The sequence below is a fragment of the Microcoleus sp. Pol7_A1 genome (genome assembly GCF_036701085.1).
Classification (GTDB): domain Bacteria; phylum Cyanobacteriota; class Cyanobacteriia; order Cyanobacteriales; family Microcoleaceae; genus Microcoleus; species Microcoleus asticus.
In genome coordinates this window covers 62965-85733 of the sequence record NZ_JAUBQD010000023.1, presented here as the reverse complement: position 1 = coordinate 85733, position 22769 = coordinate 62965, and the positions used below count along the sequence as shown (strand labels likewise).

Sequence of the window (22769 nt, the reverse complement as noted above, 5' to 3'; positions counted from 1 at the left end):
GACTCGCTTGGGTTCGGTGCGTCAGACAAAAAACACTTTGATGTGGGTCAAAGATTGGGGCTGACGCACCCTACACCAATTTTCCGATCGCCAAATCTGGCAAAATCTTAATAGTTTTACTATTCGCCGTTGAAATTTCCCTCTCTCAGCATGAAAACTCTCAAGTGGCCAGCTTGGTTCCCCTATCCGATTTCGTGGTTAAGGGCATTTGCTCTCGCTCAGAGTTTTAGTTTTGTCCTTCGCAGGGGCATTCCTTTTGTCAGCGACGATATCGGCTTTCTGACTCTACTGCTGGCGGCTTGGCTGATTCAGTTACCTTTGTTTTCTATTTGTCACTTTTTAGCCGTCAAAATCTTAAATCCCTTACTAATTACGCTGCCGAGCCGCTTTCGCGTTGCGCGCAAGTTCAAGCGCCGACGCACTGGTATGCGATCGCACTTGCGAGAAGGCTTGAATGCTCTTGTAGTGATTTTTTTTGCATTCAATCTGTCACTGTTGGTGCAACTTGCGATTTTTTATTGGCCAGCGCGATCGATCGATCCGGCTCAATTACTAACAGGAATATCTACTCTAACAAATGTTGCGATCGCCGGTGAATTCGATTTCTGGCTCATCAAATTGGCTGGGGTTTTATCGAGTTTAACCCTGTTAGCCGCGCCGCTATATCAATACGATTTTCGGGTGCGCCGGATGCGGGCGGCTCGAAGATTAGCCGAAATTGCGGAAATAGAAATGACTTGGCTAGAAGCTGAGAAATTGAGCCGTCGAAAAAGGGGTTTGCTGAGGCAATCGGAAATTCAAATCCTCGGATTTCTACTTTTAATCGGCGCTGTGATTGGCGGCGGTGTTTTTTTTGTTGCCAATTTGCGGGGAAATCAGCAGTTGTCACAGTCGGCGAGTGAGGGGAGAAAATTGCCGCCGCTGGCGATGAAAACGGGCGATCCTTACATTCGAGCCCTGATGCGCACTATTTCTGCTAGCGAGTCGAATGTTTCTCGGCCTTATCACGTTGTTTACGGTGGCAAATATATATTAGATTTGAGCCGCCATCCTGACTGGTGCGTGAAAATTGTTAATGGCCCGAATCGGGGCAAGTGTACTACGGCCGCGGGCAGGTATCAATTTCTGACTACCACTTGGAAGGAGAAGGCTAAGCGCTATCAGGCCCGTCCTGCTAATTTTTTATTTTGGGAAGATTACAGTTTTGAACCCGAAGATCAGGATGCTGTGGTTTATGCTTGGTTGAGCGATCGCAAGTTTTGGAAAGCTGATATTTCAGAAATGCTGCGGCAGGAAAGATTAACTGAGGTATTGCGGATGCTTTCGGGAACTTGGACGAGTTTGGGATATGGAATTGAGAACAATTCTATGAGTTCTAGTTTGCCGAAAGTCTACCGGGAAATGCTGCGGGAAGAATTGGAAAATGCGGGTTCTTAGGTTAAATTAACACAAACAATGGTAGAAACACGGCACTGCCGTGTCCGAGAGATATCCGGTGCAATTTAGCAGATTTGATCTCACTCAGGACTAAGGGCAAAAAAATGGTTTTAGCCGCTATTGCTAGGGGTAATGTGCGCAGTGCGCACCTATAAAAATAGTTTGTGCGTCCAGGAATAATCACTATTTCAATTCTGGTAAAAAGGCTGTCAGGCATTTGTACAATTCTAATCCCGGCCCAGCTTGCAGCGGATAAAGCTTGTCGAAATTAATCGGGTTTCCCGGTGCTAATTTCCACTCGGTTTTCTGTACTGTTTTCGGGGAGATTTCGATCGCTACCGTGATGTTAATAATGTTGTTCTGCTGGGGGATTCCCCGGAAGCAGTAACTTTTTCCCGTGCGTTTGTCGGAATCGCTGCCGGTGATGTATATATCTTGTTTGCGAAATTGGATTTCTCGAAAAGGTCGATCGAGCACAAAGGAGTCTCGGTAGCGGTAGTCTCCGTCGGGTAAGCTTTGGACAGTCGGCCTGATTTGACTTATAACTGTTGCTGGACTAAAAGTTAAAATCATAGATAGGAGTTCCTGCTGTGACAACGGCGATTGTAGGGGCGATCGCCTTTTTGCTTGCTGGTGTCTGTGTCGTCGCGGGCGATCGGCTTAAACAAACGCGCCCTGTTACAAATTAATAAGAGTTGTTATGCAGTTTAACTTGATCCTTGCCTATCGTGAATAATTATTTCATGATTTCATCTCTATTACCCATCTGAGGAACAATAGAAATATTGAGCAAGCCCTGAGAAATTTTACGGGCGCATATCTAGGGATAAACAGAGGATACTGCTATGTTTGGCCGGACGGGAAGAACAAAAAATTTAGGGCTGGTTGAAACCGGAAACTCGGAACTGCGAGGCTCTATCACCTCGGCGTCTAAAAGTATCCGCACTGTCCGATCGCGAGTTTACAAAGATGAGGCTTTGGTGTCGGCTGCGCTGGCGGAACTGCCAGCTCTTTTGGCATCCCTCGAAAGCTTTCGCGAGTAGTAAAGTTTGGCTTTTCTCTTGCTATGTATGGCGCGTTGAGGTTTGTGATAGTGACTGCAAACCAAGCAGGGGCTGTGTTGATTGCACCTACAATCCTCCTCGATTTGAGTATAGTTTTGCTGTACTGCGGTCGAACGGAACGCAGAAACCTGGTTGTTTACACAAAAACATTTTTACAGCGCTTTGTCCTGGTATAAAAACCCGGTTTCTTGGGTTTTTGTCCGTAAGTCCTGTGTTAACAAAATTTATTTGTGAGTGTCATCGGGTGCGAGCGATGCCTCTACCTTTTGGGAGGAACGGCTTAACATAGAGTCGTGAAGGTGTTCACTGTGCTGCCGTTCTTGAGCCATTAATTCTCTGGCTTTTTCTTCAGTAATTCCCTCGCTAGGTGTTTCTAGCTCGTGAGAGGAACGGCTGAGCATAGAGTCTTGCAAGTGTTCGCTATGCTGCCTTTCTTGTGCAATTAGTTGTCTAGCTTTTTCTTCTGCGTTCATGAGTAGTTTCTCCAATTGCTTGTTAGAATCGATTATTTTATTAAGATGCCACAATTCGAGGGTAAATGTAGCAAGATTTACAGATTTTTTTACAAAAATTTGTTTTATAAAAAGTTGAGTCTGCTGGCGGTGGGTATCGGAGCGGTGGTTGCCGAGCTAAATTATTGCCAAACGCCGGAAAAGATATTCTTGACTGCGATCGCAATTCGATTTAAGTCTTCCTTCAGCAACGGCGGCCAAGAAACTCCTTTGCGCAGTCCTGCTTCAAATTGCTGCAAACCTTCTACTGACAGTAAATGCAGTGCCGAGATTAATTGTCGATCGAGCATTGGAGATTCTTGCAGGCCCTCAAACAATATTTTTAAAGCTAATAAAATCGATGTCACCTGTCCGGGTACGGGAGGCTGACCTTGTTTGAGACGCATCAGGAAGGCGTCGGGATTTTTCTTGGTTTCCAGGGCGGTTCCTTGGTCGATAAGAAAACTGCGGGCTGTTTTGTAATCCATTTGACGTGCGATCGATCTCCGGCAATTAATTAGCTGGCATTATATCACTTTATGTCTCGCTCAATTTGGTAATATCTTTCGATACAGGCTAAACTACAGCTACTCGTGAGGTGCACCAGCCCAGTACCCGAAAGCTACTCGTGAGGTCGCCTTGTCCAGTACCAGAAAGCTCTCGTGAAGTGCGCATTGCGCACCCTACAGCTACTCTTGGTAAGCCCAGGCTTATCTAAATTTTACAGTCAAGTTCGATCGAGTTTTTGTGGGGTGGGCGGGACGCCCGCCCCAAAATATAATTTAGATACCCAACAGCTTAGTTATGGGTGGGATTTAAATAATAGAAAAATAAAACAATGGCAAAACAGCAAGGAAATAGCAGAAAATCAAAGATTTATCGCTACTTGTGGCTGCTTTTTTTGTGTCTGAGCTTTCTGTTAGTTCCGCTCATCAAAAAAATAGCTGCTGATACGCCATTTCCCCCACCCGCTCCTCTTGAAAATAATGCTACTTTTGGAGCGAGGATTCAAAGGACGATGGGGCTACTTGCGGCAAGCACTCCAACAGACCGCCGCCAAGTGCGTATTCTATTCTACGGTCAATCCATCACTGAGCAAGATTGGTGGAAAGATGTAGCGAAGGATTTGAGACAGCGATTTCCCAATGCAGATTTGATTGTGGAAAATCGGGCGTTCGGAGGATTTTATGCCCCGATTTTAATCCGTCCCAGCGAACACGATTTGTATCCTTTTTATCCAGATTTGCTAATCTTTCACGTCTATGGAGGCGGTGAAGATTACGAAGCTATAATTGCCAATGTCCGCAGCCGCACTGCTAGCGAAATACTCTTGCATTCAGACCACATCGACTGGATGCCGACAGGCAACAGCGACGATGCAGGACAAATAAACAGATACGAATGGCACAACACTCATTCTACTAAATGGCTGCCTGAGTTAGCCGATAAATACGGCTGCGAAATCGCCGAAATTCGTGAACCTTGGATGCGGTATTTGAAAGATAATCGCTTGCAGCCACAACAGCTATTAAGGGATGAAATTCACCTCAACGATTGGGGAAATTTTCTCCTAGCTGCTCTGATAAAACCGCACCTGCGATACAAGCCAAATTCTCCTCAACCGGCGCAGGATTTAGTGAAAAACTATACAGTTGGTAACGATGTTAAGTGGAAAGATGGCAAATTGGTTTTAGAATTTGAAGGAAATAGAATAGATGCGATCGCCGATAAAACCTTCAACGGCAACGCAATTTCTGCTAGAATTGCGATCGACGGCAAAAAACCCTCAGAATTTCCTGAACTTTACAGCATCACCAGACCTAGCCTTAGTCTTGGCGTCGCTTGGCCGGCTATTCTCCAAGTATCCAGTCAAAAACCGCTAATCGTCGAAGATTGGAAAGCCGTAATTACAGAGATTAACAGCGACGCCAGCAAGTTTAAATTTGACGTTGTAGGTTCTAAAACAGGTTACGACGGCAGCGGTACCAACGACGAACTTTTTATCTCAAACTCTGGCCGCGTCGTGATTGAAGCGAGAAACTGGTGGCTGAAAAATGCCTATGAATACTCGAAAAAACAGACGCCTAAAGGCTTTGAGATTTCCTGGCAGGTGCGGCCGATGTTTGTTGATTCATACGTTCCGCCAAAGATTGCAGATTCAAGCCGCGAATACCCTACAACATTAGCTCAGAACTTAAGCAACTCCAAACACATCCTCGAAATCGTCCCCGAAACAGATGGGAAAGTTCCAATTCAGGCAATTCGAGTGTATCGCCCTCCTTATATTCCTGAACCCTGAATTAGGACTTGATTCTTTACTGCGAACTGAATTTATGTAGGGTTCCATGCACACCGCACCTTACCTGAGAACAGCGGGAACCGCTGTTCTCAGGTACAGTAGCAACAATTAGTTTTCCCAATTTCTTAAATGTTGAGGATTCATGTTTGTTAAGGTCAGCGTTAGGGCTGCATTTAATTTTGTCTCCGTTGCATTTAATCTGGTTTAAAGTTTGGCTTCAATTGCATTTAATGTGGTCTCAAAAAAATCCTGGTTGCGGTGTTGAGTGATTCTGATTGCGGTTTCCTACATTGAGGCCCATTTACGCTCTGCTTTGTCAGCTTTGAGAATAGCTATAATGTTATAGATTTGTGCACTGGCTGCCATAAAATATGAAGGTATTTACTGCGTATAAAGCCAGTTTGGGATTTATTGGGGCTTAAAATTTGTTTAAGTCCCGTTAAGTTAAAGTCACCTAAGAAATCCTCAAAGCTGTTTCAGACATCGGAATCAAATTGTTAGCAAATAATCTCTGGTGAATTGGAATATCAATAATAAAGTGTGCCCCCTGATTGGGAGCTGAAATACAATTGAGCTGACCACCGTGTTTCTCCACTACAATCTGATGCGAAATTGACAACCCAATACCGATGCCCTTCCCTAGAGGTTTAGTAGTAAAAAATGGCTCAAATAGGTGTCTGCTGATATCTTCTGTCATCCCAGACCCGTTATCCTTAATCTGGATTACTACCCGATTGCTGTCCGTGACTTCAGTGCGAATGAAAATCTTAGAGGGATTGGCTTTCATTTCACTTAACGATCGCGTCGAATTGTAATCATCTAGGGCATCAATAGCATTAGCGACAAGATTCATAAACACCTGGTTAAGCTGCCCAGCATAACACTCTACCAGAGGCAGATTGCCGAATTCTCTGACCACCTCAATCGGAGGTCGATCGCCTCTTCCTTTAACGCGGTTATGCAAAATTAACAGAGTGCTATCAATACCCTGGTGAATATCCACTGGTTTCATCTCAGATTCATCCAATCGCGAGAAGATTCGCAGCGACTGAATAATCTCGCGAATCCGGTCTACACCTACCTTCATTGAAGTCAGCAGTTTAGGCAAGTCTTCAACCAAAAACTCCAGTTCCATCTCGTCTATTTTATTTTCAATTTTTGCTCCAAAAACGGGGAATTCCTGCTGATAAAGATTCACGAGTTCAATCAGACTTTTGGTATAGTCATGGGCGTAAGAAAGATTCCCAAAAATAAAATTAACGGGATTATTTATTTCATGAGCTACACCTGCAACAAGCTGACCTAGAGAAGACATTTTTTCGCTCTGCACAAGTTTAGTCTGGGTCAATTGCAATTCGCGAAAAGCTTTTTCTAAGCATTGAGCTTGGGTTCGCAATTGAGCTTCCGATTGTTGCAATCCCGCCTCTGCTTGCCGACGCTCTTGAATCTCCTGTTTCAGTAATTGATTGGATTGGAAAAGTTCAGCCGTCCTCTCCTCAACTCGCCTTTCCAACTCCGATGCCAGCTTCAAGAGGGAGGATTCCGCTTTGACACGCTGTTCGATTTCTGCTTGCAAGCACACATTTTTCTCTAGGAGTTTCTTCGACAGGTTGCGCAGCTTCATGTGGACATTAACGCGAGCTAAAACCTCTTCGTGCTGAAGAGGCTTAGTGATATAATCAACCGCACCAAGACTCAAACCTTTAACCTTATCCACCGTATCAGCAAGAGCCGTCATAAAAATTACGGGAATGTCTCTCGTTAAATCATTGGCTTTTAAACGGCGACAAGTTTCAAACCCATCAATTCCGGGCATGAGCACATCCAACAGGATCAGATCGGGCGCGGCATATTCGACCTTCTGGAGAGCACTTTGCCCATCCCTAGCTACCAATACTTTGAAGCCAAAATCAGCCAAAAAATCGAACAGAACACCTAAATTAGTCGGGGTATCATCTACGATCAAAATAGTGCTTTGTTCGGGAAGTTCGTTATTCATTATTTTGCAGTCCTATATTTTTTAATAAACTCCAAGATTTGTTGTTCTTCAAATCCTTTCGCTAACTGGCGCAAGTGGGTAGCAAAGGGCACCCATTGCTCATTGAGTTGTTCTAACTTTGTAGCTTGCTCCGCAATGCCTCGGAGATCGCCCATCATCGCTAGATTGAATAAAACGACGATTTCCTCATCGGGGGGAGCTACAATTTCAGAACTTAGAGATTTTTTTTCTCCTTCTGCTTTCCTAATTTCTTCCAAATTTTCTTCATAAATCCATTCTAACTCTAAATGAGTACGTAATTTTTCTAAAAGCTCCTCTATTCGTATCGGCTTGGGAATAAAATCATTGCAACCTACGTCCACACTTTGTTGTCGATCGAACTCAAAAACGCTGGCCGAAGTAGCAATCACCACTAACTTAGTCTGACCTGGTGATTTGCGAATCCGGCGGGTCGCTTCTAAACCGCTCATTACTGGCATCATCAAGTCCATTAAAATACAGTCGGGTTTAAACTCCCCCGCCTTGTTTAAACAGTCCTGACCCTCCGTTGCTTCCAGAATTTCAAATCCTAACGGCTGAAGCATTCCCGCTATGATCGAGCGATTCTGCCACTTGTCGTCAGCTATGATAATTTTTCGCTTTCCTCCTTTGAAACCAACGATTGTGTGGGCATTGGCTTTGGCTGCATTAGTCGCCCATTCCGATACCTCTGGCAAATCTAAATCGAAGAAGAAAATGCTCCCTTGTCCTAATGTACTCTTCACCTTTATTTCACCACCCATCATCTGGACTAATTGGCGGCTAATTGCCAGTCCCAACCCGGTTCCTTCAACCTTGCGATTGGCATCTCCTACTTGGTGAAAAGGCAAAAATATGTCTTGCAATTGCTCTGGTGCCATACCAACTCCGGTATCTTCCACTTGAAACCGAATTTTGCCATCCTGATATCCTACTTTGAATGCCACTCCGCCTTGTTCGGTAAACTTAATCGCATTGCCAAGTAAATTAATTAAAACTTGCCGCAACCGTTTTTCATCACCCTGGACGGCAATAGGTAGTTGGGTAATTGGCTCGTAAATCAGGGAGATTCCCTTTTGTTCTGCCCGAATATTGCAAATTTCAGCAAGGCCTTCCAAAAATTCTGAGAAAGGGAAATTACTCAAGTGGATTTCCATTTTTCTGGCTTCGATTTTGGACAGGTCTAAAATATCGTTAATCAGGGTTAAGAGGTGTTCGCCGCACTGACTAATCACGTTCAGACCATCTTTTTGCTGGTCAGCCAAGTTTTTTTGTCGTTTCAGGATTTGGGTGTAACCCAAAATGCCATTAAGTGGCGTTCGGAGCTCGTGGCTCATATTAGCAAGAAACTCACTTTTGGCAGAGTTGGCGGCTTTCGCTAATTCTTCTGCTTTTTGTAAATCGATATTTTTTTCTTGTAACTGTTGCGTTCTTTCTGCCACCTTCACTTCTAAAGTAGCGTTGGCTGCTTCCAAATCGTTATAAAGACGGGCATTTTCAATTGAAATAGCTGCTTGAGAAGATAAAAGTTGTAAAACTTCTAAACGATCGGGAGTAAAAGCATTAGTTGTGAGATTATTTTCTAAGTAAAGAATGCCAGTAAGTTTTCCTTGATGGATGATGGGAGTACATAATACTGACTTGGGTTTTTGGTTGACGATATAAGTATCCGCCGTGAAGGTTCCCTCGCAACTCGCATCGTTTAATACAACATTTTCCTGAGTTCTGGCAACATAGTTAATCAAAGATATGGGTAGTTTATGACTTTTTTCGACGGGTATTGTTTGCAGCACTTCTACATCGCTATCTACGGTTCCGTAAGCTTCAATTAGTAAATTGCCAGCTTTTTCTAAAATGAAAATACCACTTTGAGCCCCCGCATTCTCTAGCGCAATTTTCATCAATTTCGCCAACAGCTTACTCAGTACAATTTCACCAGAAAGAGCTTGAGATGCTTTGATAACAGTAGCTAGATCTAGAGATCCTGCACTCCCTCCACTCGTCGAGGTAGTGGTCATCGTGACCTGGCTACGTTGACTTTCTGGCTTGGCTATCCGGGAAAGTATTTGAGGATATCTGGCTTCTAAATCTTTGACTATAGCTTTCGCCCCCCAGCGACTATATCCGTAGTAAGCATCAGTTAAATAAATTCGAGCAATTTTATCTTTAGATCGGGAAAAATAAAATTCTGCGGCTAGTTCGTTGGCTAAGGATTCTTCTTGGATATATCCCTGTTCTTTAGCTCCTGCTATCGCGCGATCGTAATAATCACCCGCTTCTAAAGGTTGTCCCAAAATCCGCGCTTTTTCTGCTTCTACTAAGTCATACTTATGCTGGAAGTTACTCGGTGCATGAAACGCCCAAGTTTTCATTTGTGCTTGGTTTATTGATACTTGACTTAGGTATTCTTCTTGGTCTTTTGCTGACGCTTTTGGATATAGTGCTAGGAGGGCAAGAGAATGGTAGAAGTTGCCGATCGCATTCTGAAGTAATCCCACGCCGCAACTGGCATATTCTGATAATAATAAACTAGCATTGACTATTGTGCCTTCGTAATCTTTAAAACAATAACGGAGCATCGCTTGGGCGGCATGGTAGAGAAAGAGCAGAGTCCCATTATTAGATTCTAGGAAAATTGGAACCATTTCTTCTTCATTAAAACTGTCACCTATCAACCGATATTTATCTGAGGCTTTGCCAAGTAAATTATTAACTAACTGCTGGTGAATTTGGATACAAAAAGTATCGTAATCTTGCTTGTATTTAATGGTAATAGCAACATATTTTTCCTGTTCGCGTTCAACTTTCTCTAGCTCTTTTTCGGTTAAGAATTTCATGTAGCAATAATTGAACACGGAGTGACAAGCACATTCCAAATCACCTACTTCTAAGCCTCTTTGCATAGCATCAATCAAAGGTTCTAGGGTTTCCCTACTATGATCTTTCCAGGATCTGAGAAGAGCATTAAATATTAACCCAATCTTACAGTTGAGCGAGTTAGTTTCAAATTTATCCAATACAACAATGGATAGTTTACCAAATTTATATCCAGAATCTATATCTCCCATTGGCCCACATAAAAGAGAGCCATAAAAAACGTAGGCATAAGCGGATTCGGGCGAATTTCCATACTCGATCGACAAATCGATCATCGTATATACAATCAGCGGCAGCATGGCTCCATTGCCAAGATAAGCCGCGATGACGATGCTCATTAATATCCGCATGGTCGCAAGTTTATCAACATCTGTCATTGGTGGCAGACTGGCTAAATCCTCAATAATTAATGTTTGAGGGGGTTCTTGCTTCAGAGAAATGTCAAACATTTGCAGAACGCTAATGCCAGTATCTATAGCTGATTGTACTCGGTTTTCAGCCATATCAAACAGAATTTTTAGTTCATAGATTTTAATTTTTTCTAGGATGGTTTTTGCTTTTTTGATGATGATAGCAGACAACTGTTGCGCTCGCTCAAAGTTAGTGGTTATAAATTCTGCTTCTGCTGCTTCTAAATAGAGGTTCAAAGTCAGCTCGTATTGACTCTCCCAGCTATCAGCAGCGAGGAGGCCCAAACCCACATTCAAATATTTGACAGCGGATTCATAAGCTGTTGCTGCTTTAGCTTTCTGTCCGGCGATCAGATTGAGTTCTGCCAATTCATATTTTTCCCGCTCTAAAGTGAGTAAATCCGTGCCGTAATTTAGTTGGTTAACCAGTATAAAGATATTTTCTTTTTGCTCTTCAGGCGTTGTGGAATGCAGCAGTAGTTGACCGATTTTTAGGTGAGCTTCTTTTTTCTGATCGTCGGGAATTAGAGAATAAGATGCCTGTTGCACTCGGTCATGCAAAAACTTGTAGGTGACATTAAACTGTTCGGTTGACTTTTCTGTGGATGTTTCCGAGTCAAATAGCAGGGGAATTTTGTAGGAATTATTTAGCGGCAGAACGAAACCAGCTTGTAGCGCTTCCCATAAATCCCTTGCCGTCTCAGGCTGGGATTTTTTATTAGCAATTGCCAAAACGTCTAAACTGAATTTATCTCCGATACAAGCAGCTAATTTTAAGACTTTCTGCGTCTGGGACGATAGCTTTTGAATCTGGCTGACCATCAATTCGACTACATTACTGCTGATCTCAATGCCTTGAAGCTGTTGAATATCCCACTGCCAGCAAACTAGATCGAAATCAAAGGATAGGAGTTTGTCTTGATAAAGGGATTTGAGAAGTTGAGTTAAAAAGAAAGGATTGCCCTGGGTTTTATTAAAAACTAACTCAGCTAGGCGCAAAACTTCAGAAATTTGACTGCGAAGGGTTTCGCTCACTAATTGGTTGACATGGGAAATATCCAAAGCTTGGAGGATAATGTTATTTACTATCGATTTGCTATTTTGAATTTGCTCTAAGGTATAAATTAAGGGATGAGTGGAACTGACTTCATTATCCCGATAAGCCCCAATTAATAACAGATATTTACTATCTGGATCGGTCATAATTAGTTGGATGAGCTTGAGGGAAGCCGAATCTGCCCACTGCAAATCATCCAAAAATACAACTAGGGGGTGTTCTGGTTTACTAAACACCTGTATAAATTTTTGAAAGACTCGATTAAATCGGTTTTGGGATTCGGCTGACCCCAAGGTTGGAACCGCAGGCTGTGGGTCAATAATCTTTTCTACTTCGGGAATAACATCAATAATAATTGACCCGTTGACACCAAGTGCTTCGAGAATTTTAGCTTTCCAAATTACTATTTTCTCTGAATTCTCCGTGAGCAGTTGCCGCATCAATCCTTGAAATGCTTGAATTAAAGAAGCATAAGGAATATTTCGTTTAAACTGGTCAAATTTACCAGAAATAAAATACCCTCGCGCTGCCACTATAGGTTTATCAACTTCGTTAACCAAGGAAGATTTGCCGATACCTGAATAACCGGAAACTAGCATCATTTCCGTTTTCCCACCACTGACGCGAGCGAAGGCTTCTAGCAAACTAGCAACTTCTCTTTCCCGTCCATAGAGTTTTTGCGGAATCAGAAATTGGCTGTAGGAATCTAGTTGACCTATAATAAAGTGGCAAATCTCTCCTGAAGAAAGCATCTGCTGGCAGGTTTCCAAGTCAACTTTTAGTCCCAAAGCACTTTGATATCTATCTTCAGCGGTTTTAGATAATAATTTCATTACGATGTCAGAAACTGCATCCGGGATTTCAGAATTCAGTTCTTTCGGTGGTATTGGTGCTTTAGCTATATGGCAGTGAACGAATTCTAGAGGGTCTTTTGCGGAAAAAGGTAGCTTACCAGTCAGCATTTCATAAAATGTAACACCAAGGGAGTAAAAGTCGGTGCGGTAGTCCACCGATCGGTTCATTCTGCCGGTTTGTTCCGGCGACATATAGGCGAGAGTTCCTTCTAATAAGTTGGGATTGGTGACGGTTTGATTTTCTCGATATAAGAGAGAAGCAATGCTAAAATCAATAATTTTTACTTCTTTTGTTTCTGGGTTAATTAGGATATTTTGGGGCTTAATATCTTTATGGATCACATTACTCTGATGGATCTCTCCCAGAGTGTTTGCTAACTGAATGCCAATTTTGAGAAATGCGTTTATAGCTAAGGATTGATTTTTGAGAAAATCTTTTAAAGATTGACCGCTAAAATTTTCTACTATCAGCGCTAAGCCGTTATGATAGTTTTCTAAGGCTATGGGCTTGACTATTCCTTCACTTTCTAAATGTCTGAGAATTTTATGTTCGTGTCTTAAGCGGGAAATTTCTTCGATTGTCGGATGCTCGGCCTTAAAGGTTTTGACGATCGCGGAGGTTCTATCAACGTGTCTTGTGGCGCGATAAATAATAGTATTGACACTTTCGTAAATAGCTTCGCTTAGGTTGTAACCGAAAAAGCTAGGGTTCATATGTGTAATTTCACTGATGATAAATTGAAGAGCCGAGGGTATCTCAGTAGGTATATCTCAGTAGGTATACTGATATTTATGACAAAATTAAAAAAATCTTCTAATGCACTACAAACAAGTATAATCTAAGCTTTTTAAATGTTTTTTGAAGTGTAACAAATCTAAATATAAAAAAAACTAATACAGGGGAAACCCTGTTATGCGGTACAATAAATAAAAATAAAAGATCCTTGGTTAGTCAAAGCTAATCAAAGCATATTCCCTCGCTCTCCGAGAAAAAATAGTGACAGCACATTTGGCAGAAAAAATGTCAATTAAAAAAGTAGCCACCAGATTTTAGGGAGCCTAAAAGTCTCATCTAACAACAGCCACGAGGAACAACAAAGGGAGGGAAATTTACAGCCGAAACAGAGAGGAAAACCGAAATTCAGTCATCTGACTAATGCGGAAGCATTGGTCAAAGCACTGCTAACAGCTCATCTTGATACCACTTTGGTGGATTTATCTGAATTATTTGCTATTAAGACCGGAAATTGGGTGAGTCGGACGGCAATGTGTCGCTGCGCCGCAAAAATTAGGACTACATCGTAAAAAAAAACCTGGTAGAGTAGGCAAGTCGCGACAGAAAGAGTCCAAAAATTAAGAGTGCAGTATTGGGACAAGATCAAAGATATGGAGGCAGAAAACAAGCGTATTTTTCGAGGAAACCGGGATTCTACTGAGTGCGACCAGAACTCATGCCAGTTCACAGCTAGGGACAAGAGTATCCAACCTAAAGCCCTTTTATCGAGGGGCACTAATTTACAGCCCCTAGCGTAATTAGTATTAATAAATTGCTGGCATTAATGACAGTGAAGGATTCAATTTATCGAGCGGCATTTGTCGTATTTATTGAGCAGTTTTTATGTCATCAATTATGGACAGTATCTGTAGTAGGGATGGAGAATTTATCCGCCCATAAACTAGCATCAATTGTGCGAATAATTGATGCTGTAGGTGCGAGTGTTATTTATTTATCCCCATACTCTTGCCTATTTTAATTTCCTGGAACAATGGTTGTCACAACTCAAATATTTTTGGCAATTATTTGATCCAACTACCACGTTCACGATCGATCAAATAATTGCAGTTGCCGTTAACAAAGATGAATTCTTAACATTTAAGAAAGTGGGAAAGCTAATTGCTGCTACTGTACCTCATAACATCGGTTTTTGCAGTATTTATTAGTTTCTTAAAAAGGAGCAAAAGTTAGTGTATGAGCAGTTTAAACCGCCGAGTATTATCAAAGAGTTATTAACAAAGGCATGATATAACTCTTGTTCTATCGCCCGTGTAACTCTCGATTAACCTCAGTTTCTCATAATCCCCAACTCGTGAAACATCAACAGCGATAAAAACAAATCAGCGACAAAAATAAACACCCACGAAGTCACCACCGCCGCCGTTGCAGCTTGGCCTACTCCTTTCCCTCCGCCAGTCGTCGTCAACCCCCAACCGCAACCGACAAGGGCAATTATTAACCCAAAAATAAAACTCTTAATCGCCACATTAACTAAATCCCAAGGCCCCAAAAAAGTCCGCACCGATTCCAAAAATACCGACGGTTCCAACTCGTAAAAATTAACGGCCACAAAAAGCCCGCCCAAAATTCCCACCGCTACCGAAAAAATTGTTAACACTGGCAGCATGATGCAGCAAGCTATCACCCTCGGCACTACTAAATAATCAACCGGATTGGTTCTCAACATATACAGGGCGTCTATTTGTTCCGTCACCTGCATTTCTCCTATCTCCGCGGCAAAGGCCGAACCTACTTGTCCCGCCACCACACCCGCCGTTAAAAGTGGTGCTAATTCGCCGCAAAATGCCAGAGCAAAAGCACCTCCCACCGCCCCAACCGCGCCAAAGCGAACCAATTCTCTGGCCGATTGAAAGGTAAAAATCATGCCGCCAAAAAAGGCTATTAGCAGCACGGAGCGGAAGGAATCCAGGCCTACTGTTACTAAATGTTCCATGATTTGGCGGCGGTCAATTTTGCCTTGGAGTATCCGCAGCAGCACTTGGCCACCCAGGAACAGCGTCACTAAAAACCGCTGAAACCACCTGTTATTGAAGGTTTCATCTAAATGTCGATCGCGCTTTTCTTGGCATTTTTTAACCAATGACTGATGGCTCGCGATTAATTGCAAACAGGGCGAAGCACTGCCACATTGAGATTTTCGGCAATCCTACAGCAATTATTGCACGATTTGTCAACATATTTTTTCAGTCGGCCTGCCCTGGCGTTGGTGGGTTATACCATTTTATATTTTAGATTTGACATTGGGACTGGTTGATTATGCGGTAATCATCAGTCATTTCCAATTATTCAATTCTAAAATCTAAAATCTAAAATCCTATGACTACTCGGCAAGCAACAAGTCGATAAACTTATCCAACTGTTCATTATATTTTTCGGCTTGATCTTTGCCAATTCTCAACAGTTCCGATATCTTCCCTTCCGAGGCATCATCAATCGGCAGCGGTTGTTCGTGGCTCAAATCTGGACTAATTCTCAAATATTGATTCGGTCTTTCAACCGCATCATAAATTTGAATTATTTGATAGTTTACAGTTTCCGCAACTCCGGTCATCATGATATTAATTAAAGGCTCAACCCACTCTACTTGACCCCAATTTTTTACATCTTCGTAGGGAAATTTTTTCTGAGCTTCTCCCGTCCCCAAGGATAAAATTACCATATCTTTTGCTGTCGGCCCTTTGTCGGGGCGATCGTCAGGAATTCTGAATTTATTTCTAACTTCAGCATAGGCACAAAGCGCGGGATTGTTTGCGAAAACTCCCCCGTCAATTAAAGCGTAGGACTCGTTTGTCAAAGAGTAGATTTTGGTAACTTCAAAGTAAGAGGGAGCTGCCGATGTGGCTCTGGCGATATCTCTAATAAAATAGTCTTCTGCTGGATATTGTAGAGCATCTATTTTATCGAAAAAGTGAGCTTTTCTTCTTTCGATGTCGTAACTGCAAATTAAACAAGGTTTCAGCAGTTCGCTGAGTTTGCAATCTCTAAAGTTTTCCAAAAAGAATTGTTCTAAGCGATCGCTGGGATATTTCTCATCTATCAAACCGTCTATAGATTTGAGTTTTTGCCAAAATGAACTCTTAAAAACGTCGCGGCCGCTCTCAATTGAAAAATTAAGAGCGTCTTCAGCCGACCACCGAGGTCTGGTGGGATTTTTGGCATCGGGACACAAATAGATGCAAGTTAAAATTCCTCCCGCACTCGTGCCGGCGATTAAATCAAAATAGTCAGCTATTCTCGCATCTGGGTTGCCGCTTTTTTGTTGCAGCTTTGACTCAATGCTAACTAAAACTTGCGCGGGTATAATCCCTCTAATTCCCCCTCCATCTATGGATAAAATTCTGGTATATTTAGCCATCATTGTTGCCTATTTTCGATGTTTGCTGGTTTCCTACTCTCAAATTCCCAAGCCTCCGAATTCATGCACCGCTCAATCTCAGCTATCCCATCTTAAATCTAAATTTAATTGGCGGGCTGCGATCGTATAGCGAAAAATGTATTCTACAATTTCTACGTAATTGTAGGCGGCGGCTGGCGAGTCTGCCCAGACTGTGATGCCGTGATCGCGAATTAACAAAGCTGGTACAGACGGCGCACAAAGGGCAAAGAATTCGCAAATTGCCTTGGCTATTTTAGGGACTTCCAAATAATTTGCAAATAGGGGTATCGCCACCTGCGGGTTTTCCTCCCATACCCCCAAACCTTTCAGCATTTCGATCGCGGGTAAAGGCACTGCATCTCCTGCTGTTAGCCGAGAAACTAAATTTGCCTCGATCGAGTGTACGTGATAGCAAGCTTTAGCGTCTGGAAAACAATTGTAAACGGCTAAATGAATGCTGGTTTCGGCCGAAGGGCGGCTGTGGGGAACAGGTTGCTCGACAATTGCGCCGTCTGAACTCATTCGGATAAAATCTTCTTCAGTTAACTGCCCTTTGGCGCGGCCGCTAGCAGTAATCCAGAAAGTGCCATCTGGTAAGCGGGCTGAAAGATTGCCAGCAGTCCCAACCATCCAACCGCGATCGTAAAAATGTTTGGCTGCTGCAATTAAATCCGATCTTAAATCGCCACTCATTCTTTACAAACCCTCAGTTTTTTATCTACTTTTTATGTTAATAGGAATTGCGCTGGTCTATCTAAACGTAGGGTGATCCGTGCAAAGCTTACCAATACATATAGCTCTAAACGTAGGGTGCGCCACAAGCAACTTACTAAATACACATACCGCATAGTGCGATTTTTTTGGCGCAAGTCCTAGTTTAGTTTCAATTCCATTTCTGGGACAAACTTTCCAACACGTCAAAAAAATTATCCCATTTAGTATAAAGCTTTTGCTGTTCGTCTAGATACTCGGCAAGCCGATCGCGCGCAAACACCGACGAAGCCTGCAAAGCCATATTAAAATCCGTCAGCGAATCTCCGATCGCCACCTGTTCCTGGGCCGGGTGCTGGCCCATCACCCGCACCTTAGACACCAATTCCGTATCTCCTTCAAACTCAGAATTGACTTGCAAGCGAGGGCCGCTAGCGTCCACATCCACAGCGTAAATAACGCTCGCCCGGTGTACCAAATCGCCCATTACCGTCTCTACCATGACGCGAAGACCGCCGGACACTATCGCAAAATCCACCTTTTTCTCGTCCAAAAAATCCAGCAATTCCAACAATCCCGGCCGCATCAGCCTTCCCCTAGAAAATTCCACAATTTCCCCGTAACATTCCGAGGGAATAGACTCTAGTAACTGTCGCACTCCCGATCGCAAACTCAGCCTTCTAGCGTATATTTCAGGCATCAGTTGAGACGACAGTTCCGGTGCGAAATGCTTGAGCATTGCCACAAAAGTTTCTTCAACAGTTATCGTGCCGTCAAAGTCGCAGAATACCACCCGTTGCTGATTGTTCGGGATTGAAGATTTTTGCTTGTCATCGGTCATTCGATTTTAGATTTTAGATTTTGGATTTTGGATTGACCCCACGGATAAATTCGGGGGCTTGATGATTTTAGATTTGAGATTTTGGATTGATTCCACGGATAAATTACGTGGCGGGTACCATCAAGAAATTTTTGGTCATTGTCAGTCGCACAAGAGAGAGAACTGGAAAAGTTTACACAATTTCTCGTACACTGTCGAGCGACAGACACCCCGACAGCCAAAAACTAATAGCTGCGCGCAGTGTTTTGGCAATCGTCCGGAGGATTTTATGCAGATTCTTCGAGAGAATCTTCATCTTCCAGGGAATCTTCCAGGGAATCTTCCAGGGAATCTTCCAGAGAATCTTCCAGGGAATCTTCTAACTCCTGCTTTTGGTTTTTTGTCTTTTGGGGGTTAGACTTAGCCGGCAAACAGATTAAATTATCATCCTCAGTATTAATCAAACCTTTCGATCGCAACTTACCCATCAGCCGCGTCACCGTCACCCGCGTCGAGCCGATCGCGCTGCCAATTTGAGCGTGAGTCAAGGCCCAAGGCAGCCGGTAGCCCCGAACCACATCCGGTTCGCCGTCACCTACGTAAGGTTCGCCGAACTCTTCGATCAACAAAGTGAGAAATCCCAGCAGTCGGTCGATCGTCCGGCGCTGTCCCAAAGTGCTCAGCCAGAGAAGTTTCCGCTGGTGTTGGTAGCGAAACGCATCCAAAATTTCCCTGCGGAAGTGAGGCCAATTATCTAAGTCGTGCCAGTACATCCACACTACGTGAGTTTGATCGGCGTGGGCGTAAGCTTGGAGAGTAAACGGAGACTGAGCAACGAGTTCAAAGGGCTGACCGGCGCCGACGAAGCCCAAAAAAGCTTCTTCTGTAGTTTTGTCAACGGATTTCGACTTCCCCGTCGCAGCGCTAACTTGAGCGCTACCTACGAGTCGCACAGAACCTTTCTGGACTAAATACAGCAGTCCGGGTCTTGCGGGAATCCGCTCATCTTTGCTAAAAGTCCGGCAGCGGTAGTGTTCCTGGGCCCAGTCGATAATTCGCTGCCAAGTGATAAAAGGTCGATCGATAGTCTCTAGAGGTGTGGAAGTTGATTGCATAGGTGAGGCTCTGGGATATATTTAATCAGTGAGAAAAACAGCTTCTGCCAGCAGTGCGATACAAAGTGAGACCACCCATCCCCGATCGAGCTTGCACGCTTATTAACTGTGCAGACTTTTCTTAGTTTTACCGAAAGATTCAATGTAGCAAAAAATACATCAAAATGGTAGAAGTCAGCAAAAAATTTGTCGTAAATTATTGTATATTTAGCCCAAAAATCGCTAGAAAGCAGATGAATTCGATGCAGCCCCGCCCGGGGCAGCCGATCGCCCATCTGTGACATCAGCAGTTTAACGTACAAGAACAGTGCAAGTGGTAACAGTCGATCGTTGCTATTACCGCAGGATGAGCCGATATGGATACAGCAAATATCTCGCAGTGCCCGGAAGTTACAGTGAAGTGTTTCTTGCTTTCAAGGTTCCAAAGCGCGATCGGCCAGCAGGGGACACTAGGGGAAATTCCGTTAAATATCATAGGTTGCACCATTCTCAAGAACGGGCAAGATGCCCGTTCCACAAGAGATGAATTTTCTCGCTTCACAGGCATCCTGCCCGCCCATAAAAAGCTTATTGAGAATGGTGCAATATTTCCGTTAAATCGGAGTAAAGATAGCGCGCGGGTGCTGTACGTGTCTGCGATCGCCCTGAAATTGGCTAAAACTTGGCAGCAGACACCGCAGACAATCGCGGCACAGTTGGCCGAAACTCTCCAACCGCTGTGCTACCCAGATTTCGCCGTTAAAGTCGCGCCGGCGGGAATTATTGAGCTGGAATTGACTGATGCAGGTTTAGCCGTCTGGTTGCAGCGTTTAGCTCAAACGAACCTCCCAGTTCCAGAATCTCGAATATTATCTCCTGTTGTGTCAGCCGATCGGCTGTTTCCCATTCAGTACAGCCACGCGCGCTGCTGTTCCTTGCTGCGAATGGCCCACCGCGATCGGATAATTTCGATCGCCCAGCCGGATGTCCCTACAGCGCCGCCAATTTGGTTCCTGGCAGATCCAAATCCTATCCCTTGGATTGACGAGGGCGATCGACTGCGGTTAGTGCATCCAGCAGAACGCCGTTTAATATCCCAACTCTTAACAGTGCTAGACAATTTATATCCTAATTTTGAGGTAAAAAACCGCGAACAACCTATCAATTATTTCAAATTAGCCAATAGTTTGAGCGAAGCATTTCAGATTTTTTACAGCCAGTGCCGAATTTGGGGAGAAGTTAAAATAGAACAGCCAAAACTCGCCCAAGCTCGATTGGGTTTAATATTAGCAACTCAATCTTTGCTGCGATTTATCCTAGAAAATTTGTTTAACGCTATTGCTCCTTTAGAACTTTGAATTAGTCAGTATAAAAAAGTAATAACGAACATAAAATAAAGTATTTTACTGTATTTAGGCGCTGGTTTCGGACAAGTTTAAATTTTGAAATCGCAGTGATAAATGAGTTATTTTTGCCAGCTTAAACGCATTTACAACTAATAGCGAGAAGCCGTTACTCTTTGACAGAGAAATAGCAGCAGCGCGATGCAGTTTAAAACAGTGTGAATTTTCCCCCAGCGGTGCGCTCGACTATGATAAATTTCCGCTGCAATTGCCCGCGAAAAAACCATCAAAAGCGTCCCATCGATGTTGTAATAAAAATGAGCAACCAGCCATACATCATCCCTGCGAAAAATCCCGTCTTGCAATCCCAATAAAATGCCTGCATCTAGTTTAAGGCGTTGCAGGCGAGAGTTGATCTTGTTCAACTTTTGCGATCGGCAGCGTTACTGTAAATGTACTGCCGACGCCTTCTTCACTGATCAAAGTAATTTCGCCACCGTGCAAGTCAACGCACTTTTTAACAATGCTCAGCCCCAGTCCAGTACCGGGAATGCGACCGACATTTTTAGCCCGGTAAAACGAATCAAACAGCCGTCCTTGGTCTGCAACAGGTATGCCAATTCCTGAATCCTGGATCGAAAAAATAGCCTCAGTTTCAGTAAGTTTGAATTCAAAAATTACTTCGGTATTTGGGGGAGAATACTTAATAGCATTTGACAGCAAATTGCCCAGAATGCGCCGGAGCAAGCTTACCTCCAAACACGCGATCGCCGATTGACTGTGATTCACAAAAATCAGCGTCACCGGATCGGTTTGAGGTTTCAACTTCAGGCTGTTCTGAAATTCCACTACCAACTCATTACAAAACTTTGCTAAGTCTAGCGGTACCAAGCAAAACCCGGCTTGTCCTGACTCAACACGGCCTAGCAGCAGAACATCGTCTAATAACTGATCGATACCTTTGGCGGCTGCTTGAGTTTTGTCTAACAGTTCTTGTGTTTTCTCCTCTGTTAATGTCAACTTGTACTTGGTAAGAAGTTGTGTAGTGCCGATGATGAAATTCAAAGGATTGCGAACGTCATGGGCAATCATGTACAGCAAAGATGTTTTCATCTCGTTAAGCTCTTGGGCTGTTTGCAGAGTGCGATCGAGCTGGTCGTGAGACAATTTGAGAGTTAAAGACAACTGGCGCGATCGCAGCAAAATCTCCACCCGCGCTTGCAATTCTATTTTCTCGATCGGAGCGATAATCAAATCGTCAATACTTTGCCAAATAAATTGCGTTGCCATCCCTACATCCGCTCGGGATGTAATCAAAAGGAAAGGCAAGCATACCGGGTGTTCTGCCTGTTTTTGGGCGGCAACCCATTGCCAGTGGCGTTTCAGCGAAATACCGTCAATTATCGCCAGGTCAAAAGATTGATTAAATGGTAAAAAATCCTCACTATTTTCTGTTGAGTTTGGCAGCAATACCTCATAGTAAACAGCTAGCCATTCTAATAACAGGCGGCGATTTTCTTTCTGTTCGACAAGTAATAAAATTTGACTCACGCAACTTCTCCTAGCAAGCTGTGAACAATTCCCAGCAAATCTCTAACGATCAAAGGTTTTACTAACATATTCCGAGCACCGTGGCAGAGGCTTTCGTGCTGAATGGCAGCGCTTTGTTTGGGCGAGAGTATCAGAAAAGGGATTTGGTGATTTCGCAGGTGTTCGCAGCAGTCCCAAATCCGGCGGTCGAAACCAGAAATATCTACTAAAGCCATTCCGATCCTAGCAGGCTGACTGATAGCTTGTGCAACATCTTCCAAGTTATAAGCCGCGATCATCTGGTATCCTTCTTTGTTGAGAAATTGTGCTAATAGTTCCAAGTTTCGGTGATTGCGGTCAACCGCTAAAATTATTGAGTTTTCAGTCATCTATCAGCTTCCTTTCAATACGGCTTCTACTATTTTAGATTTTAGATTAAAGAATTGAATAATAGCGAACGACTGATTATATATGGGTTTGGATCGTGCATAAAGTTGGAGTTTTTTTTTATCTGGTATTAGCTTACTTTTCGGCGAGGGATTACATCGGTTTTCAGTTGAGTGAAATACAGTAGGGGTAAAAAACACGGCCGC

General features: G+C 43.4%; 18 protein-coding genes. 5 read left to right on the top strand and 13 right to left on the bottom strand.

Annotated features, from left to right (window positions below):
* The first annotated feature begins 150 nt into the window (after nucleotides 1–150).
* Nucleotides 151–1437: a glycoside hydrolase family protein gene (locus tag QUA20_RS15175; protein ID WP_333189631.1), complete on the top strand. Its 1287-nt coding sequence runs from the start codon at nucleotides 151–153 to the stop codon at nucleotides 1435–1437.
* A 183-nt stretch (nucleotides 1438–1620) separates the two neighbouring features.
* Here the strand turns inward: QUA20_RS15175 and QUA20_RS15170 are convergent, their stop codons facing one another.
* Nucleotides 1621–2010 (bottom strand): hypothetical protein, encoded by a 390-nt coding sequence (locus QUA20_RS15170; RefSeq protein ID WP_333189629.1) that lies wholly within the window; start codon nucleotides 2008–2010, stop codon nucleotides 1621–1623.
* Nucleotides 2011–2282: 272 nt separating this feature from the next.
* On the opposite strand from QUA20_RS15170, the gene QUA20_RS15165 reads away from it, so the two are divergent.
* A complete protein-coding gene (locus QUA20_RS15165; protein ID WP_333189628.1) occupies nucleotides 2283–2480 on the top strand; it encodes a hypothetical protein in 198 nt (65 codons plus the stop codon).
* 245 nt (nucleotides 2481–2725) lie between these two features.
* On the opposite strand, the gene QUA20_RS15160 is transcribed toward QUA20_RS15165, so the two are convergent.
* Both QUA20_RS15160 and QUA20_RS15155 read right to left on the bottom strand, forming a co-directional pair.
* Entirely contained in the window at nucleotides 2726–2974 is a 249-nt protein-coding gene (locus QUA20_RS15160; RefSeq protein ID WP_333189627.1) for a hypothetical protein, read from the bottom strand.
* Between the two features lie 161 nt (nucleotides 2975–3135).
* Nucleotides 3136–3480, bottom strand: a complete 345-nt coding sequence (locus QUA20_RS15155) for a Dethiobiotin synthetase (protein WP_172184826.1) — start codon at nucleotides 3478–3480, stop codon at nucleotides 3136–3138.
* A 350-nt stretch (nucleotides 3481–3830) separates the two neighbouring features.
* Between QUA20_RS15155 and QUA20_RS15150 the strand changes: the two genes are divergently transcribed.
* Nucleotides 3831–5291 (top strand): SGNH/GDSL hydrolase family protein, encoded by a 1461-nt coding sequence (locus tag QUA20_RS15150; RefSeq protein WP_333189626.1) that lies wholly within the window; start codon nucleotides 3831–3833, stop codon nucleotides 5289–5291.
* A gap of 454 nt (nucleotides 5292–5745) precedes the next feature.
* Here QUA20_RS15150 and QUA20_RS15145 read toward each other — a convergent pair whose 3' ends face one another.
* Both QUA20_RS15145 and QUA20_RS15140 read right to left on the bottom strand, forming a co-directional pair.
* Nucleotides 5746–7290 (bottom strand): response regulator, encoded by a 1545-nt coding sequence (locus QUA20_RS15145; RefSeq protein ID WP_333189625.1) that lies wholly within the window; start codon nucleotides 7288–7290, stop codon nucleotides 5746–5748.
* Nucleotides 7290–13220 (bottom strand): AAA family ATPase, encoded by a 5931-nt coding sequence (locus QUA20_RS15140; RefSeq protein WP_333189624.1) that lies wholly within the window; start codon nucleotides 13218–13220, stop codon nucleotides 7290–7292. The genes QUA20_RS15145 and QUA20_RS15140 overlap by 1 nt, the downstream gene beginning before the upstream one ends.
* An 818-nt stretch (nucleotides 13221–14038) precedes the next feature.
* Between QUA20_RS15140 and QUA20_RS32015 the strand changes: the two genes are divergently transcribed.
* On the top strand, nucleotides 14039–14260 hold the full coding sequence (locus tag QUA20_RS32015) for a transposase (RefSeq protein ID WP_445304680.1): 222 nt from the start codon (nucleotides 14039–14041) through the stop codon (nucleotides 14258–14260).
* A 309-nt stretch (nucleotides 14261–14569) separates the two neighbouring features.
* Here the strand turns inward: QUA20_RS32015 and QUA20_RS15135 are convergent, their stop codons facing one another.
* The 5 genes from QUA20_RS15135 to QUA20_RS15115 form a co-directional block, all read right to left on the bottom strand.
* Entirely contained in the window at nucleotides 14570–15382 is an 813-nt protein-coding gene (locus QUA20_RS15135; protein ID WP_333189623.1) for an MlaE family lipid ABC transporter permease subunit, read from the bottom strand.
* A 240-nt stretch (nucleotides 15383–15622) separates the two neighbouring features.
* Nucleotides 15623–16657 carry a patatin-like phospholipase family protein gene (locus tag QUA20_RS15130; RefSeq protein WP_333189621.1) on the bottom strand — a complete coding sequence of 345 codons (1035 nt, stop codon included), beginning with the start codon at nucleotides 16655–16657 and terminating at the stop codon, nucleotides 15623–15625.
* A gap of 78 nt (nucleotides 16658–16735) precedes the next feature.
* Complete coding sequence (mtnB, locus tag QUA20_RS15125) at nucleotides 16736–17371, bottom strand: methylthioribulose 1-phosphate dehydratase (RefSeq protein WP_333189620.1); 636 nt, start codon at nucleotides 17369–17371, stop codon at nucleotides 16736–16738.
* A 190-nt stretch (nucleotides 17372–17561) separates the two neighbouring features.
* Nucleotides 17562–18230 (bottom strand): HAD-IB family phosphatase, encoded by a 669-nt coding sequence (locus QUA20_RS15120; protein ID WP_333189619.1) that lies wholly within the window; start codon nucleotides 18228–18230, stop codon nucleotides 17562–17564.
* A gap of 266 nt (nucleotides 18231–18496) precedes the next feature.
* Nucleotides 18497–19324 carry a Crp/Fnr family transcriptional regulator gene (locus QUA20_RS15115; RefSeq protein ID WP_333189618.1) on the bottom strand — a complete coding sequence of 276 codons (828 nt, stop codon included), beginning with the start codon at nucleotides 19322–19324 and terminating at the stop codon, nucleotides 18497–18499.
* A gap of 356 nt (nucleotides 19325–19680) precedes the next feature.
* Here QUA20_RS15115 and QUA20_RS15110 point away from each other — a divergent pair, with 356 nt between their 5' ends.
* Nucleotides 19681–20661 (top strand): DALR anticodon-binding domain-containing protein, encoded by a 981-nt coding sequence (locus tag QUA20_RS15110; RefSeq protein ID WP_333189617.1) that lies wholly within the window; start codon nucleotides 19681–19683, stop codon nucleotides 20659–20661.
* A gap of 137 nt (nucleotides 20662–20798) precedes the next feature.
* On the opposite strand, the gene QUA20_RS15105 is transcribed toward QUA20_RS15110, so the two are convergent.
* Genes QUA20_RS15105 through QUA20_RS15095 form a run of 3 tightly spaced genes read right to left on the bottom strand, consistent with a single transcriptional unit; the run spans nucleotide 20799 to nucleotide 22565 of the window.
* A complete protein-coding gene (locus QUA20_RS15105; RefSeq protein ID WP_333189616.1) occupies nucleotides 20799–21071 on the bottom strand; it encodes a DUF4079 family protein in 273 nt (90 codons plus the stop codon).
* Complete coding sequence (locus tag QUA20_RS15100; RefSeq protein WP_333189615.1) at nucleotides 21037–22197, bottom strand: hybrid sensor histidine kinase/response regulator; 1161 nt, start codon at nucleotides 22195–22197, stop codon at nucleotides 21037–21039. Before QUA20_RS15100 ends, QUA20_RS15105 begins: the two co-directional genes overlap by 35 nt.
* Nucleotides 22194–22565, bottom strand: coding sequence for a response regulator (locus tag QUA20_RS15095; RefSeq protein ID WP_333189614.1), 372 nt, complete (start codon nucleotides 22563–22565; stop codon nucleotides 22194–22196). The genes QUA20_RS15100 and QUA20_RS15095 overlap by 4 nt, the downstream gene beginning before the upstream one ends.
* Nucleotides 22566–22769: the final 204 nt, after the last annotated feature.